Origin of the sequence: Pseudomonas sp. PDM21 (assembly GCF_014852505.2) — a bacterium.
Taxonomy (GTDB): Bacteria; Pseudomonadota; Gammaproteobacteria; order Pseudomonadales; family Pseudomonadaceae; genus Pseudomonas.
Genome location: NZ_CM181223.1, coordinates 4,064,454 through 4,080,133, shown reverse-complemented (window position 1 = coordinate 4,080,133; position 15,680 = coordinate 4,064,454). Strand labels below are relative to the sequence as shown.

Below are 15,680 nucleotides of genomic sequence, written 5' to 3'. Positions count from 1 at the left end.
TCCTCACGGCTAGAGCTTGTACCCACCACTCGCCTCAATCACTTGAGCTGTAGTCCAACGGCCTTCCTCGGAAGCCAAAAATGCCACGACAGCAGCGATATCCTCAGTTTCGCCGAATCGACCTAAGGCGGTATCAGCCTCGATGGCGGTGACCATGTCGGCGTTCTCGCGCACGGCGGCGTTCATGTCAGTGCGCACCCAGCCCGGCGCCACTGCATTCACCGTGATGCCACGTGGCCCCAATTCCATGGCCAAGGCATGAGTCAGATTGTTTATCGCGGCCTTGGCCATCGAGTAGATGGGCACCACCGGCAAGGGGCGCGCGCCAAGACTGGAAGACAGGTTAATGATTCGTCCGCCATCAGCGAGCCGGCACAATGCTGATTGGACAACGAAAAACGGCGCGCGGGCGTGGACGGCGAATATCCTGTCCCAGCTGTCCGGGTTTGCGTCGGCGAGGCCGCCCCAGCCGGAGTTGCCCGCGTTGTTGATCAGGATGTCGAGAGTATTGCTGCCAGTGTGGGCTATGAGTGCTTTGTCTAGCGCGTCGAATAACGTCGCGATGGCATGGGCGTCAACAAGGTCCGCGTGAAGCGCAAAGGCGTTACCACCGGCTCGCTTGATGGCAGTGACGACCTCCTCAGCGCTAGCTTGGCTTGCATTGTAGGTAAGGGCAACCGTTGCACCTTCCTTGGCCAGACGTTCAGCTATCGCACGACCAATGCCACGCGAGCCTCCGGTTACTAGGGCCGTTTTTCCAACAAGTGACTGGGGCATTCTGGGGTCCTCAAGGGAGTAAGGGGGTGTGGGCAGGTGGTGAGGTGCAGCGCTCAAACGATGCGTTCGCGCTGGATAGGGCCAGGGTTGGCTTCAACAATTGCGGCCCCCAGGCGGAGCAAATTGGCATCGCCGTTGTATTCATGCTCAGCCACTTGATGCAGCAGGACGCCCAGTTGCTCTAGTTGACGCGCGACCTTCAGAGGGCCGGCGTTGATGGGGGTAAACCCGGCGTCTTCGATCAGTTGCCGCGCCACCTGACCGGCGTACTGGTCGTCGGTGACATAGAAAACATTGGCGCGCACGGGGGAAGAAGCCCAGGCCGCAGCTTCAAGAGCTGGCGCCGCTAGCAGGCTGAAGGCCTTGACTACCCGCGCGCCGGGGAGGCGTTCCTGCAGGTACTCGGCGGTCGAGTTGTCGCGCATAAAGTCACGGTCGTGGAAGTGCACAAAGTCGTCGGTTACGCCGAGCGGGTTCATGGTTTCGATCACGATCTTGCCGTTCAGCGCATCGCCCACTTCGGCGATCAGGGCGTCGGTGCGTGGCCAGTAAACCGAGAACAGCACCACGTCACCGAAGGCTGCGGCCTGCTTGATGGAACCGAGCGCCACACGCTCGGCCAGTTCAGCCAGGAGCGGAGCGATCTTGCGCGTCTCGCCGTCTTTGGCAAGAACCAACTGATGGCCAGTGGCAGCCCAGGCCCTGGCGAGCCGGCTACCCACATTGCCCGCATTCAAAATGCCTATCTTCATGTGCGTTATGTATCCGTTTCTGCTGAGAGAAACGGCACTCTAGAACTGCAATGAAACTGGATAAATAGGACAAGAATCCAAACACTGTTGTCGCCAGGAGCATCAGTTTCGGCGCGGGAATCTGAGCGGAAATGGCCGGGATGCCCGGTGGAGGGGCCGAACGCCTGCAACGACGCGTCCGGCCGGACGAGGTTATCGCTGGACTGTATTGGCGCTGGCCAGCTCAAGGAACAGGGCGATATGGATCGGCGGCATCCCTTCCAGTGTGCCGCCGATGGGGGATGGGCGCTCGGCTCTGAGGATCAGTTGGCGGACCTGTTCCGGGGTAATGGGTGTGCCGCTCTGTTGATAGACCCTTTTTGCTTCGTCATCGGACAAGCCTGGCGCGATGGTAGGGGCATAGGGCCAGAAGTAGACCGGAGTATTGGGCTCGATGCGCCAGCTGTCTGCGAGCAAACCCGCGTCCACCACGTTGTAGCCAACGGCCTCGACAAAACGAGCCACGGTAGCTTTGGCATTCAGGTCATCACCGGCTATGGGCAGCGTGGTCCGCTCGCTATCACCTGCGGGCCGGGCGTTGTGTTGCATGTGAATCCAGCCCAGGTTGTGAATGCCCTTGACCACTTTTGCCCCGGGCAGATGCCGTTGCACCAGCTCGCTGGAAGTCAGCTCGCCGTTGTCCAGATCGGCTCGGCGAAAACCGCCGATGCCGGGATAGTAGTTGGTTTGGTCGATGACGATTTTGCCGACGAGCTTGTCCGCCGGTAACGCCTCGAAGTTGGCCAGGGGAATGGCCAACGACACGATGTCCGCCGCGGCGATGGCTTGTTCGACAGTGCCAGCCCGTGCGAGTGGCCCGAGTTCGCTCACCAATTCCGAGAGCGACTCAGGGCCCCGCGAGTTGCTCACCACAACGTGGATACCCGCCGCGACCGCCAGGTGTGCGACGGCTTTGCCAACCAAGCCTGAGCCGATGATTCCGATTGTTTGGGTCATTTTAGTGGTCCCTATATCAACGATAAGAGGCGCAAAGCCGCGACGGACTTCATGCGATGCGCGCCCTCAGGGCGCTGCATGGGGCGCACTCTAGAGGTGGTGTCATTGTTGATAAATAAGGGCTAACACCAAATACTGTTGTCCATGAATACATCAATCGATTTGCCGGAAATGCGAGTTTTCGCGGCCGTTGTTACCGAGGGCTCCTTCACCACCGCCGCCGATCGACTGGGCACCGACAAGGCGCGCATCAGCCGCATCGTTCGGCGTATGGAGGAGAAGCTCGGCGCGCAGCTGCTGACCCGCTCGACTCGCCGCCTGAGCGTGACGGAAGTGGGGCGCGACTATTTCGAACGTGCCATGAGCATCCTGACCGCCGCCGAGGCGGCCGAAGCAGCGGTGGCACAGCAGTCGAGGGAGCCCAAGGGGCTGCTTAAACTCACCGCAGGCTCCGAGTTCGGGACCATGGTCGTGGACGAGTGGATCGCGGCATTCCTGCGACAGGCGCCCAAGGTGACGGTCGAAGCGGAATACACCAACCGCCTGGTGGACATCATTCATGAAGGGTTCGATGTTGCCATTCGCATCGGCACACTTGATGATTCAGGCCTTTCTGCGCGAAAGCTAGGCGAGGTGGATTACGGTCTGTATGCGTCCACGGACTATCTCAAAGGCGCGTCAGTGATTGCCGTCATCGGCGACCTGAAGCAGCACGATCTCATCATGAAAACTACCCGTGGCCGCTCCCACTGGAACTTGGTGAACGGGGGAAGAACCGAGAAGATCACGCTCACTCCACGTTGCGCAGTCAACAGCACGATCGCGGCAAAGAACTTGGCATTGGCGGGAGTGGGAATCGCGCAGTTGCCGCGCTTTATGGCCGAGCCTTACTTGGCGTCAGGTGCGTTGGCGTGCGTGCTGCCTGGTTGGGCCGAGGTGCCTGCGCCCGTCCATGCGGTCTTCCCGTCCAGTCGTTACATGGACCCCAAAGTGCGTAGTTTCGTGGATCTCTGTCTGAGCATTTTTAGGTACGGCAAAGCACGTTGATGGCGGGTAAAGCCACAAGACCGCCCCATTGTTCGTCAGTAAGCCGCCACTAAGCCGAGAAAACTGGCGATGCCCGCTCCCGGCCGTTTGCTGCCTCTAGTGAGAGGCAGCTACCGACCCATAGCGGACGTTTTCCCCATGATGTTAGGGTGTATGGAGTCGAGAAATTTTAGTCCGACTGATGGGGCGCAGGTGACGCTCGTCGAGCTATCTACCTACGGGCAGATATCTATTGGGACAGGACAGCCGCTTTACGATGAAAATACGATTTATCTCAATCCTTCGGGGCAGAGAGATTCGAGCTCTTTATTAACTATCGGACGGTTGAGCGGTTATGAGTGATAATTTTGAAATCTCATGGGACGCACCAATTGTCCCAGGCGCGTCCCTGGCAGGAGTGCCTATAGGTATCAGTAAAAAGTGTCTTGATCTTGTATTGCCTCGATATCTGACTGACTCTAACGAATTCAAGTTTTTAAGGGGGCCATTGCTATGTCTGGAGAGCTATTTTGATGATGAGGATGGCGATGGAATTCTTTATTTTAACCTCTCTGATCGGAGCGTAATAAGTAAGTTTAAGCGAGAGATGCCTGCGCTATCCATGATGTTTAGGGAGGGAAGGCTGTACGCGATAAAAGCCTATGATTTTAGTTTTCCAGGTGACATGGCGGAGCCATTGATTTACCAAGGACGCCTCCCCGGTGAAATTGGCCTCGGCAGCTTGGTTGCGGATTTGTTAAGCTTTTCCGAATTGGAATACGATGATAACGAGCAGTGGTTCTATACTGATGAGAACTTTGGTGTGATGGAGATTACTGGCTGGGATGTCCCACTAGATTATCGGCCTGACCAGCGAATATACGCGCTATGTATAATTAACGGATAAAAATTTGAGGTTGATTCAGCAAGGTGCTCTTGTCGTATGTCCGCTAATGGCCGATTTCTGCAGTTCGTGAGAAGCAGCTACAGACATCATTTTGATTAGCGGATCCGCCGCAGAAGCAGTGCCTTTACCCGCCGGTGGGGGTATCGATCGGCGAAAGCCATAGTCCAATGCTTCAAAGATCGACGCGCGAGATTTCGAAGTCCACTGCACCATCACAAGGAATCGCACCTAACTCGATGTGAAAACCCAGTACTTCGACAAGGCCTGACGATCGATCAAGCACGCGCCCGCACCCTTGATAGGCGTAGGGTCCGACTTTCTGAAGCCTTTCTTTTCCTCTTTCTTCTATTTCATCAGATGGCCAGTCGGAAAGGCTGGCCGCACGTGCGTTAGCATCGAGTGCAAACAGAAAGTTCTCTACCCGATCTCCAGCTTTGAGATAACAGGGGTAACAAAACACCTCGATCTCACCATGAGAACTCTTCAGGGTAACGCTGGCAGACTCGCTGCCTGGGGCGTACGGCTCAACGTGCGCAACAAGGAGTGTGTTCATCCAGACCCCGAAATAATGCAGCCTGAATCCAACATCGCTGCGAACAGTGCAAACGGCGTTAGCCCTGGGCGTTTGTGGCTATTCGAGTGCATAAATCTCCAGGAGATACGGCTCTGCCAAAACCAAGTACTTGGCGTCTGCGCTGAACGAGGCGACAAACCAGTCTCCCGAGAATGTCCTGAAACTCAGAGTTTTGCTCCCTGAAGCGGATTTGATGGTGACTTTCTGAAAATCGTCCTCGGGGACAAAAACGTAGGACAGCTCATACGATCCCGCCTGGGCGATAGGTTCGCGCATAGATACCCCAAACCAATCGGTGCGTTTCAGTTCGAAGTCATTGGGGTGCTCATCGGTGACTTCAACGCTCGCCGGCTCAGACAACGATACCCGGAGCACCTCGTCGTAGTCGCAAATAAGGAACTCACTTGCAACAGGCAGGGTGAAGCCTCTGAAACGTACTGGAATGCGGGGCAAGTCGAGCTTCTGCATGGGTTTTCGCCAATGAGGATGAGCAGGCGAACCGTCGCTGCTCAGAGGGGGCGAGTGTAGCCTGAACTCTAGGGGCGACGGCCAGAATGAGACCATGTTTATGTCCGCTTCTGGCCGATTGCTGCCCCTGGGCAAAGGCAGCTTCCGGGCGGAGGCATCTATCGAACTCGATGAGCAAACGATCTCCGAGGGGGTGCCGTACGCACCGAAGAGATCACCGATCTGGCCTCCTGTGCGCGGCGCACCCGACGAAAAACATGTGGGTGACCTGACGGTAAATGTCTGCTGATCCTGCGGGTAGCGATTTACTGAACGGTGCCATAAAGCGCTGAGCGGAAGTACTCGTTGATCGGATCTGGGAGGAGGTCTTGAGGATGGTCGCCACCCAGGGTGGCAATCCCGCTTTTACCCTCAATCACAGTGGAGCTCTCCGCTTCGCCGGAGAAGACATCCACGATGTCGATCTTTACTTCGACCTTATCGCGCATGAAGTTCCACTCGGTGGCGCGGTCTTCCCAGTGCAGGATGGTGGGGAAAACCAGGTAGCTGTAGCCACCGATACGGGCGCTGTTGAGGGCTTGATCGAAGTCTTCGACGCGATTTGAGCTCGTCACCTTCTGCGAGTTCTTCTGAAGTGCGGACTTAATGGTGCTGGCGGTCATCTTGCCCGAGCCAGGGTAGGGCTTCGCGCCGTACTGCCCATCTTCAGGGAGAGCCACGTAGTAGCTGGAGTGGGAGGGCAGGCCGGTCGACTTGCCGTCTTTGACGAAGTGAGTCGAGTCCATGCAGCCCACTGACGAAAACGCGAATACTGCGACTGCTAGAAGCCTTGAGACTGAAACCGGGATCATCTTCTTTCCTTGGCGTGATGTGCAGCCACCCTCTGGCGAGGGTGAAAGCCGGGTTCAAAGAGTACCCGTGCGCGCCATTGTTTCGCCATGTTTTTACGGCGCCTGGATGCACGACTCGACCGGATCAGCTTTTAAGTGTGTTTCAGTCGGCTGGTAGCGACTTGTCACTTGAGGCAATGCAGCCAGCATGGGCCGAAGCAGCGGACAGCAGACCTACATGATTGATTCGCTGCTGTAGTCCGCGTCTGGCTGGCCTCTGCCCGTCGTGGCGGCCGGCCATCGGCCAGAGACCTCTCGAATGGACAATGGCCGGGCAGTCGACGGAGGTGCCTCAGCTGTGCCGCGCCTGGCTCGCCTGGACCACCCGGTGCGCCGGCACGCGCAATTGCGTCAGCAGGTAATCGGCGAAATCCTGCGAGAAAGGCTGCAGGGCAATGGCGCGCTCCATGCAGCCCAGCCAGGCGGCGCTGAGAGCTTCGTCGACGGGCCACTGGGCGTGGAAGGACGGGATGGAGATGGAGCCGTATTTTTCGCTGAACAGCCTTGGGCCGCCCAGCCAGCCGCTGAGGAAGCAGGCCAGTTTGTCGCGCGACTGCTCCAGGCTTTGCGGGTGCATGCGGCGCAGGTCTGCCGCCTCTGGCAGTTCATCCATCAACCGGTAGAAGTCGTCGACCAGGCGACGCAGGCCGTCGATTCCGCCAGCGGCCTGGTAGGAGGCATCGCCTGTGCCGAAGGGAAGGGTGCTGCTCACGTTCGGGGGCTCGCTGAAGTTTTGGGAAACCCGATCATACCCGGCGCGTCGACGGATGGCCCCAGGCTGGTGCCAGTTCAGACTCAACGCTCCCGCTCTGTGCGCCTCCCGATTCCTTCCTGGCCGGTGCAGCGAACGCCGCACACGCCGGAGTTGGTGCGGAACAAAGAGGCCAGCAGGGCTGGCCTCGGGACCTGCCTGCGGGTGAGGGTTCTTACTTTGCCCTGCTGCGCTGGTTCATCAGCCGCTCGATGATGCCCCAGTAGTTCACCGGCACCAGCCGCTCGATGATCGAGAGGATCAGCGCATCCATGCCGACGATGACCCGCGCGCGGTCTTTCTCGATGCCGTTGAGGATGATGCCGGCTGCCTTGGCCGGTGGCATGCGCAACAGGCGGTTCATTTCCTTGCGCTGGCGTTCGACCTCGGCCGGGTCGATGTCCTTCGGCGCCTTGGCATTCTTGGCGATGGAGGTGGCGATGCCGCCCGGATGGACGACCATCATGTCCACGTTGCTGCCACGCAGCTCGTGGCGCAGGGAATTGCTGAAACCACGCACGGCGAACTTGCTGGCGCTGTAGGCGGCCTGGCCGGGCGGGGAGACCAGGCCGTAGAGGCTGGAGACGTTGACGAACTTGCCGGGCGCGCCATTGCGCTGAAGCACCGGGAGAAAGCCGCGGGTGATATCGACGACGGCGTGGAAGTTGATCGCCATGAGCCAGTCGAAGTCTTCCTCGCTCACCCGGTCGAAGCTGCCGCCGACGGCTACACCGGCGTTGTTGATTACCAGATGGACTGTCGGGTGTTCCTGCAGCACCTGTTCCGGGAGCTGGCGAACGGCATCCCGTTGCGCCAGGTCGAGCACATGCAGGCTGACGTGGCGGCCGGTGCGGGGGAGGCGGGCGAGGGTCTCGCGCAAGCCGGCCTCGTCGCGGTCGACCAGGGCCAGGTGGCAGCCTTTCCCGGCGAGTTGCTCGGCGAGGGCGCGACCGATGCCGCTGGCTGCCCCGGTGAGTACGGCAACCTGATTATCGAGCTTCATGAAGGTTGTCCTGAGTGCGCTGGATGTGGTCGGCGATCAAGCGGGAGAGCTGATGCGCCTGGAACGAGTCGATCTGGTGGCGCATGCCACGGATCACCTGGTGAGTCGCGCGGGGAATAGCTCGGGCGGTGGCTTCGCCGCCGCTGGGGTGGACCATGCGGTCGAGGTCGCCGTGGAGTACCAGGCTGGGCGCGCTGATGGTTTTCAGGTGGGCCGTGCGGTCGCCGGAGCGCAGGATTGCGCCGATCTGCCGGAACAGCGCCCTGGCGTCGGCGCGCTCGCCGTTGCGCACCCAGGCCAGCGCGGAGTAGTCCTGCCACTGGGCCTGCGCATCCGGCGCGTTGGCGTCGCCGATGTGGCTCATCATGGCGCTGTAGCTGGCGATGGCTTCGTCCCGCGACTTCGGCGCCTTGGCCCGCGACAGGCGCCAGAGCGTCGAGTAGGCGGGCTGGCCGACGCGGCGGTTGCCGGTAGTGGAGAAGATCGACACCAGCGACTTCACCCGGCCGGGATGGCGGTAGGCGAGGGTCTGGGCAATCATCCCGCCCATGGACATGCCGACCAGGTGGGCGGCGCCGATATTCAGGTGCTCGAGCAACTGGGCGGTGTCGTCGGCCATCTGCTCCAGGCCGTAGCAGGCGTCCGGAGCCTTGCCGAGCAACTGTTGGAACTGGCTTGGATGGGGCGTCGAGCTGCGGCCGGAGCGCCCGGCGTCGCGGTTGTCGAAGCAGATGACCCGCAGCCCGCCCTCGACCAGTCGATCAATCAGTGCGGCGGGCCAGTAGACCATCTGCAGGCCGAGCCCGGCGATCAGCACCAGCGCCGGCGCTGCCTCGCTACCGTGTTCCGAGTAGCACAGGCGCAGGCCGTTGGGCAGTGTGGCGAAGCGTTCTTCGTGCAGGGCCAGGCTCATGCGTGCGCTCCCCCTGCCTTGGCGGAGATGAACTCCAGGGCCGGGTCGTCGATGCGGCCCTTGCGGAATACCTTCACGTCGGCAGCGTAGTTCCAGGACATGGACCAGGGCTGCGTGCTGCCCTGCCGGGGCAGTTTGTCGAGGGAGCGCTGGACGTAGCCGGCACCGAAGTTCAGCAGTGGTTCGGTCTTCATCGACGGGTCGGCCCTGGGGGTGCAGACCTCATAGCCGCGCTTGTGCATGTAGCCGAGCAGCCGTGTGAAGTGCTCGCACAGCAGGCCGATCTTCAGTGTCCAGGACGAGGAGGTGTAGCCGATTGCGATGGCGAAGTTGGGGATGCCGCTGAGCAGCATGCCCTTGTAGGTGACGCACTGCGACAGCGGCACCGGCTGGCCGTCGATCTTCGGCTGGATGCCGCCCAGCGGCTGCAGGTTCAGGCCGGTGGCGGTGACGATCAGGTCGGCTACGAGATGCTCGCCGGAGCGAAGCTGGATACCGGTCGGGGTGAAGCGCTCGATATGGTCGGTAACGATCGACGCCTTGCCCGAGGAAATCACCCGGAACAGGTCGCCGCCGGGCACCGCGCACATGCGCTGATCCCAGGGGTTGTAGGGCGGGTTGAAGTGAACGTCGACCGGGTAGCCTTCGGGCAGCATCCGCGTGTTCAGCTTATGGATGATCTCGCGGGCCTTGTTCGGGAAGCGCTGACAGAAGGCGTAGACCCAGCGCTGCTTGGCGATATTGAAACGGCGCGTCAGGGCGAACGCCAGGTCGACGCCCAGCCACGGACGCAGCCGGCGCGCGAGCGGGTCCTGCGCGGGCACCGGCAGCACGTAGGTCGGTGTGCGCTGCAGCATGGTGATGTGCGCGGCCTCGTCTGCCATCGAGGGAATCAGAGTCACTGCAGTGGCGCCGCTGCCGATGACGACTACGCGCTTGCCGCGGTAGTCGAGGTTCTCCGGCCAGTGCTGGGGATGCACAATCTGCCCCCGGAATTCGTCCTGGCCCTGGAAGTCGGGAGCGAAGCCCTGGTCGTAGCGGTAGTAGCCGGCGGCGGTGAAGATCCAGCGCGCCTCGATGACTTGTGTCTCATGGGTGTCTTCGCGGCGGATCGTGACCTGCCAGCGCTGCCGTTCGCTCGACCAGTCGGTGTCGGTCACCCGGTGCTGAAAGCGGATGTTCCGGTCGATGCCGTTCTCCCTGGCGGTTTCGGCGATGTAGGCCTTGATCGAGGCGCCATCGGCGATAGCCTTGTTCTCCTTCCACGGTTTGAAGCTATAGCCGAAGGTGAAAAGGTCGGAGTCAGAGCGAATGCCGGGATAGCGGAACAGGTCCCAGGTACCGCCCAGGTCGGCGCGCGCCTCGACGATGGTGTAGGAGAGGATCGGGCAGTCTTTCTGCAGGTGGTAGGCAGCGCCGATGCCGGAGATGCCGGCACCGATGATCAGAACGTCGACGGCAGCAGGGCTGTTGTTTTTTGTTGTAGTCATCGAGTCGCACTCTGGTTGTGGCAACGGATGGTGGTGGCAACGAATGGCTGTGACAGTGAACGGTTGTGACAACGATTGTTGTCAGTTAACTCTGGAGTGTGACAACGCTTGTTGTCAAGGAGTAAGATTTCGCCATGAGTGATTTACCTTCCCACGCCGATATGTCGGCGGAGCGCACCTATTCCGGTGTGGCAGTGGCCGAGCGCGCCGCCCAGCGGCGGCAGCGTTTCATCGAGGCCGGTATCGAGCTGTTCGGTACCGTGGGCTACCACGCCACCACCATGCGCACTCTCACGGCAGCGACGGGCCTGACCAACCGCTACTTCTATGAGTCCTTCGCGACCATGGAGGACCTGCTGGTGGCCTGCTACGAGCAGCTCATGGGCGATTACCGCGAGCGCCTGAGTCAGGTGCTGGACGCGGCGGAAGGCGGCGTGGAGCCGCGCCTGCGTGCGGGCCTGACCTGCTTCTTCGAAGCCATGACCAATCCCCAGTTCGCCCAGGTGACCCACCGCGAAGTGCTGGGTGTCAGCCCGCGGGTCGACGAGCTGTACAGCCGGCACATGGGCGAGTTCGCCGAGCTGATGATGGAGTACCTCGAGCGCGCGGGCGTGCCGATCACTTCCCATGATCCGCGTGAGATGGCGCTGGTCGGCGCAGCATTGGCCGGCTCGGCCATCCACGCTGCCGCCGCCTGGGTGCGCAGCCGCTACTCGGCGCCGATCGGCGTGGTGGTGGAAGCGACCCTGAAGATCTTCCTCGGCGCGGTGGGGCAGTTGCAGGCGCCGCGAAACTGAGGGCCGGCGGTGGCCTGGTCCCCCTGCTTATACAGCGCTCAGTGTGTTGCGTTCGAGGAATGAATCCACAGCCAACCGCCGCCTCTGGACAGAGGCAGCTACCGACCCGTAGCAGAAGTCAGCCAGACGAATATTGCGGCAATCAACCTTGCCGCGCATTCAGGAAGATTGCCCAGCTTCCCATGAGGTTGATATGATAATTATTCCCATTTGCACTCGAAAGATGATTGGCAATGACGAGCCAGGGCCCGATCCGTCAGCTCGAGGTCGGCGACCTCTATAAGGAACAGCACCGTTGGCTGCGTGGCTGGTTGCGCAGCCGTGTGGATTGCAGCCAACTGGCGGCTGACCTGGTTCAGGACGTCTTCGTCCGCCTGCTCGGCAGTACCGACCGGCAGGGGCGCATCGAAGCGGTGCGTGAGCCACGCAGCTTTCTGGCGACGGTTGCACGCCGCCTGATGATCGATCACTACCGCCGTCAGCGCCTGGAGCGCGCGTGGCTACAGGCGCTGGCCGAGGTGCCGGAAGCCCTGGACATATCCGCCGAGGATCGGCTGATCCTGATGGAAACCCTGGTCCAGCTCGACGCCATGCTCGCCGCGCTTGGCGACAAGGTGCGCCAGGCCTTTCTGTTGTCCCAGCTCGACGGCATGACCTACCGCCGCATTGCCCAGACCCTCGGGGTGTCGCTCGTCACGGTGAACCGCTACATCGCGAAGGCCTCGCGTCATTGCATGCTCTATAGCCTGGAGCACGGCTTGTGAGCGGCGCCGGCATCAGCGCTGCGCAACTGGAGTCCATCGAACAGGCGGCAGACTGGTTCAGCCTGTTTGCCAGCGGTGACGCCGTCGCGGCGGATCGCCAAGCCTGGCAGCGCTGGCTGGATGCATCCCCGCACAACGGTTGGGCCTGGCAGCAGGCTGAGAGATTGCAGCGGCGCATGCAGGGTATGCCCGGTGATTTCAGCGGACGTGTCTTCGGCCTGGCGCGGGAGGATAGACGCAGCAACCGTCGCACCGTACTCAAGGGCATGCTGCTGGCCCTCGGGACGGGCGCGCTTGGGCTGGGTGGCTACCGCGAGTTCGAGCAGGGCGCGCTGTTCGCCGATTACCGCAGTGCCATTGGCGAGCGGCTACCGATCACCCTCGCCGATGGCAGCCAGTTGCTGCTCAACACTCAGAGCGCGCTGGACGTCGCTTATGCAGACGGGCAATGCCGGATGATCTTGCGCAGCGGTGAAGTGCTGGTGAGCGCCCTGGCCGGCTCCAGCCTCAGCGTGGCAACGGGGCAGGGTGACGTCCGTGCCGTGGGCGGGCGTTTTTCGGTGCGCCAGTTCGATGCTGTCTCGCAGGTGGAGGTCTACAGCGGACAGGTGCAGGTGCAGCCGAAGAGCGCACTGGGCGCCACCGCGATGGATCAGGGGCAGGCCTGTCGGTTCGATGTCGTCGAGGTGTTCTCCACGCGGAGGCTGGATTACGCCGCTGATGCCTGGTCCCGTGGATTGCTGATCGCCAACGACCAGCGCCTGGCCGACTTCCTGGCCGACCTGGGTCGCTACCGGCCCGGCCTGCTGCGCTGCGACCCGCAGGTGGCGGACTTGCGTCTGAGCGGCACCTTCGAACTGGACGACACCGAGCAGACTTTTCGTGCGCTGGCCAGCGCCTTGCCGGTGCGCGTGGAGCGTCGCACACGCTTCTGGATCACGGTCGTGCCGGCCTGATCGGCAAGAAATAATTCATGTGGGGTGATATCAATTCGCATCTTCGTTCGACCCATGAAAGACGGCCGATTCATACGGTCGGTGACCATGAGAGAAGGACGACGATGAATACCCCGCATACCCCCCCGGCAAATTCCCTGCACCCTCTGCGCGCTCGTGTGCGGCTGGCGATCCTCTGCACCGCCTTGCTGGCGCCCCTGCCGGTGCTGGCCGATACGGTTGCCACACAGCGTTATCAGATTGCCGCGGGTGAACTTGGCCAGGTGCTGACGCGCTTTGCCGCCGAGTCGGGAATCGTGCTGTCGTTCGATTCGCGCTTGACCCGCGGCCTGAACAGCACGGGCCTGGAGGGCCGCTTCCCGGTGGAAGAGGGGTTGCGTACCCTGCTTGCTGGAACGGGCATTCGCGCCGTGCGAGAAAGTGATGGCCGCTTTACCCTGGTGGCTGCGTCCACCGAAGGCGCGCTGGAGATGGACGCCACTTCGGTGATCGGCCAGGGCCTGGGGGAAACCACCGAACACACCGGCTCCTACACCACCGGCAGCACCAGCACCGCCACCAAGCTGCCGTCATCGCTGCGCGAGACACCACAGTCGGTTACGGTGATGACTCGCCAGCGCATCGACGACCAGGCCCTGGCCGACCTCAATGACGTTGTGCAGAGCACCCCGGGCATGGTCATCCGGCGCACGGGGCCGGAGCGCTCCACTTACTACGCCCGTGGCTTTGCCCTCGACAACATCATGTACGACGGCCTGCCCACCAGCCTCGACAGCTCCCAGCTGTCCCAGGATCTGCTGTCCGCAGACATGGCCATGTACGACCGGGTGGAAGTGGTGCGCGGTGCCACAGGTCTGATGCAGGGTGCCGGAAACCCGGCCGCGGCCATCAACCTGATTCGCAAGCGTCCTACGCCAACCTTCCAGGCAAGCATCCAGGGCAGCGCTGGCACCTGGGACCGCTACCGCACCGACCTCGACGTGTCCGGCCCGCTGACCGACAACGGTGCCGTGCACGGCCGGCTGGTCACCGCCTACCAGACCCAGGGCAGCTTCCGCGACTCATTGGATAACGAGCGCAACCTGTTCTACGGGATCGTGGAGGCCGACCTGAACGACAGCACCACCCTGACAGTCAGCGCTTCGCGCCAGCAGGACGACTACAACGGCAACGGCTGGACCGGCCTGCCCGTGGGCTTCGATGGCAGCGACCTGAAGCTGTCGCGCTCCACCTCCCTGAGCAATGACTGGGAGTACTGGAACAAGACCAGCACCTCCGCCTATGCCGCCCTCGAACACGCGCTGGACAACGGGTGGAAACTCAACCTGTCGGCGACCAGGACCTGGGCCGACCTGGACATGCTGGGCACCTACATACTCGGGCGCACCGCCACCCAGACCTATGACCAGTATGTCGGTGCCGGCCATTACCGGGAAAGCCAGAACAGCTTCGATGCCTACGCCAGTGGCCCGTTCCGCCTGATGGACCGCGACCACGAGCTGGTGTTCGGCGCCAGCCATCGCCGCGTGGTGTTCAATGGTGATGTGCCGCCAAACGTGCTGCTGCACAGCAATATCGATATCTACAACTGGAACGGCGACACCCCGAAGATTGCCAGCCAGACCAAATACGGTTGGCAGAACACCAACGCCAAGCTCAACAGCGTTTACGCGACCACCCGACTGAGCCTGGCCGACCCGCTGAAGCTGATTCTGGGCAGTCGCCTGGACTGGTACGAAAACGATACCAGCGCGCCCTACAAAGGCACGGAGACTGAGCTGAAGGTCAACCGTCACGTCACCAAGTACGCCGGCCTGGTGTATGACCTGGACACGCATCATTCGGTGTACGTCAGCTACACCGACATCTTCAAGCCGCAGAGCTACTTCGATTCCTCAGGCTCGGTCATCGAACCGATCACCGGCAAGAACTACGAACTCGGCATCAAGGGCGAGTACTTCGACGGTGCGCTGAATGCCTCCGCCGCCATCTTCCAGCTGGACCAGGAGAACCGCGCCAAGGCCATTACCGACCAGAGCATCTGCCCCAGCTACCCCACGACCTCGTGCTACGAGGCGGCCGGCGAGGTGCGCAGCAAAGGCATCGAACTGGAGCTGCAAGGACAGCTCACGCCCAACTGGCAGCTGGGCGCCGGCTACACCTTTACCGAGGCCAAATACCGCAAGGATGCGAACAAGGCCAACGAAGGGCGCCTGTTCGATACCGACATTCCGCGGCACCTGTTCAAGATGAGCACGACCTACACCTTGCCCGGCGCGCTTGACCAATGGCGCATCGGTAGCTCCCTTTACCGGCAGAACCGCATCTACAACAAGGGCACCACCTACATGGTCGAGCAGGACGCCTTCACGCTGGTGGACTTCCTGGTGGGGTTCAAGCCGACTGCCCATATCGATGCGCAGCTGAACCTGAACAATGCGTTCGACAAGAAGTACTACAACTCGCTGAGCTCCTCCGTCACGGTGCCAAGCAATGTGTATGGGGAGCCGAGGAATATGATGCTGTCGCTCAAGTACAGTTTCTGAACAGGGTGGGCGTGCAGGCCTGCCTCAGCGCCGGGCGGGTGGATTGAATGTCCGCCCCTGGCCGATAGCT

The 15,680-nt window shown here is 61.4% G+C and carries 16 protein-coding genes; 6 read left to right on the top strand and 10 right to left on the bottom strand.

Translation table 11 applies throughout. From position 1 onward, the window contains the following. Positions 1-9 precede the first annotated feature (9 nt). From IB275_RS18580 to IB275_RS18570, 3 genes are all read right to left on the bottom strand, one after another. Complete coding sequence (locus IB275_RS18580; RefSeq protein ID WP_138216968.1) at positions 10-777, bottom strand: SDR family oxidoreductase; 768 nt, start codon at positions 775-777, stop codon at positions 10-12. A gap of 53 nt (positions 778-830) precedes the next feature. Continuing rightward, complete coding sequence (locus IB275_RS18575) at positions 831-1,529, bottom strand: NADPH-dependent F420 reductase (protein WP_138216967.1); 699 nt, start codon at positions 1,527-1,529, stop codon at positions 831-833. Between the two features lie 192 nt (positions 1,530-1,721). Next, complete coding sequence (locus IB275_RS18570) at positions 1,722-2,525, bottom strand: NADPH-dependent F420 reductase (protein ID WP_138216966.1); 804 nt, start codon at positions 2,523-2,525, stop codon at positions 1,722-1,724. 144 nt (positions 2,526-2,669) lie between these two features. Between IB275_RS18570 and IB275_RS18565 the strand changes: the two genes are divergently transcribed. After that, entirely contained in the window at positions 2,670-3,572 is a 903-nt protein-coding gene (locus IB275_RS18565; RefSeq protein WP_225607784.1) for a LysR family transcriptional regulator, read from the top strand. Between the two features lie 334 nt (positions 3,573-3,906). Beyond that, positions 3,907-4,458, top strand: coding sequence for a hypothetical protein (locus IB275_RS18560; protein ID WP_192296077.1), 552 nt, complete (start codon positions 3,907-3,909; stop codon positions 4,456-4,458). Between the two features lie 172 nt (positions 4,459-4,630). Here the strand turns inward: IB275_RS18560 and IB275_RS18555 are convergent, their stop codons facing one another. The 7 genes from IB275_RS18555 to IB275_RS18525 form a co-directional block, all read right to left on the bottom strand. After that, positions 4,631-5,011: a hypothetical protein gene (locus IB275_RS18555; RefSeq protein ID WP_192296078.1), complete on the bottom strand. Its 381-nt coding sequence runs from the start codon at positions 5,009-5,011 to the stop codon at positions 4,631-4,633. A 78-nt stretch (positions 5,012-5,089) separates the two neighbouring features. Beyond that, positions 5,090-5,500 (bottom strand): hypothetical protein, encoded by a 411-nt coding sequence (locus IB275_RS18550; RefSeq protein WP_192296079.1) that lies wholly within the window; start codon positions 5,498-5,500, stop codon positions 5,090-5,092. A 305-nt stretch (positions 5,501-5,805) separates the two neighbouring features. Then, complete coding sequence (locus tag IB275_RS18545) at positions 5,806-6,285, bottom strand: DUF4823 domain-containing protein (RefSeq protein ID WP_192294837.1); 480 nt, start codon at positions 6,283-6,285, stop codon at positions 5,806-5,808. A gap of 397 nt (positions 6,286-6,682) precedes the next feature. Beyond that, positions 6,683-7,102 carry a group II truncated hemoglobin gene (locus IB275_RS18540; protein WP_192294836.1) on the bottom strand — a complete coding sequence of 140 codons (420 nt, stop codon included), beginning with the start codon at positions 7,100-7,102 and terminating at the stop codon, positions 6,683-6,685. Positions 7,103-7,316: 214 nt separating this feature from the next. Next, positions 7,317-8,144 (bottom strand): SDR family NAD(P)-dependent oxidoreductase, encoded by an 828-nt coding sequence (locus IB275_RS18535; protein WP_192294835.1) that lies wholly within the window; start codon positions 8,142-8,144, stop codon positions 7,317-7,319. Beyond that, complete coding sequence (locus IB275_RS18530) at positions 8,131-9,057, bottom strand: alpha/beta fold hydrolase (RefSeq protein WP_192294834.1); 927 nt, start codon at positions 9,055-9,057, stop codon at positions 8,131-8,133. Before IB275_RS18530 ends, IB275_RS18535 begins: the two co-directional genes overlap by 14 nt. Then, on the bottom strand, positions 9,054-10,547 hold the full coding sequence (locus tag IB275_RS18525) for a flavin-containing monooxygenase (RefSeq protein ID WP_192294833.1): 1,494 nt from the start codon (positions 10,545-10,547) through the stop codon (positions 9,054-9,056). Before IB275_RS18525 ends, IB275_RS18530 begins: the two co-directional genes overlap by 4 nt. 134 nt (positions 10,548-10,681) lie before the next feature. Here IB275_RS18525 and IB275_RS18520 point away from each other — a divergent pair, with 134 nt between their 5' ends. The 4 genes from IB275_RS18520 (at position 10,682) to IB275_RS18505 (ending at position 15,610) form a co-directional block, all read left to right on the top strand. Then, on the top strand, positions 10,682-11,344 hold the full coding sequence (locus IB275_RS18520) for a TetR/AcrR family transcriptional regulator (RefSeq protein WP_192294832.1): 663 nt from the start codon (positions 10,682-10,684) through the stop codon (positions 11,342-11,344). 233 nt (positions 11,345-11,577) lie between these two features. Then, complete coding sequence (locus IB275_RS18515; protein ID WP_192294831.1) at positions 11,578-12,108, top strand: sigma-70 family RNA polymerase sigma factor; 531 nt, start codon at positions 11,578-11,580, stop codon at positions 12,106-12,108. Continuing rightward, positions 12,105-13,064 carry a FecR domain-containing protein gene (locus IB275_RS18510; protein WP_285888482.1) on the top strand — a complete coding sequence of 320 codons (960 nt, stop codon included), beginning with the start codon at positions 12,105-12,107 and terminating at the stop codon, positions 13,062-13,064. The genes IB275_RS18515 and IB275_RS18510 overlap by 4 nt, the downstream gene beginning before the upstream one ends. Positions 13,065-13,168: 104 nt before the next feature. After that, entirely contained in the window at positions 13,169-15,610 is a 2,442-nt protein-coding gene (locus tag IB275_RS18505; RefSeq protein ID WP_192294830.1) for a TonB-dependent siderophore receptor, read from the top strand. The last annotated feature ends 70 nt before the right edge of the window (positions 15,611-15,680 follow it).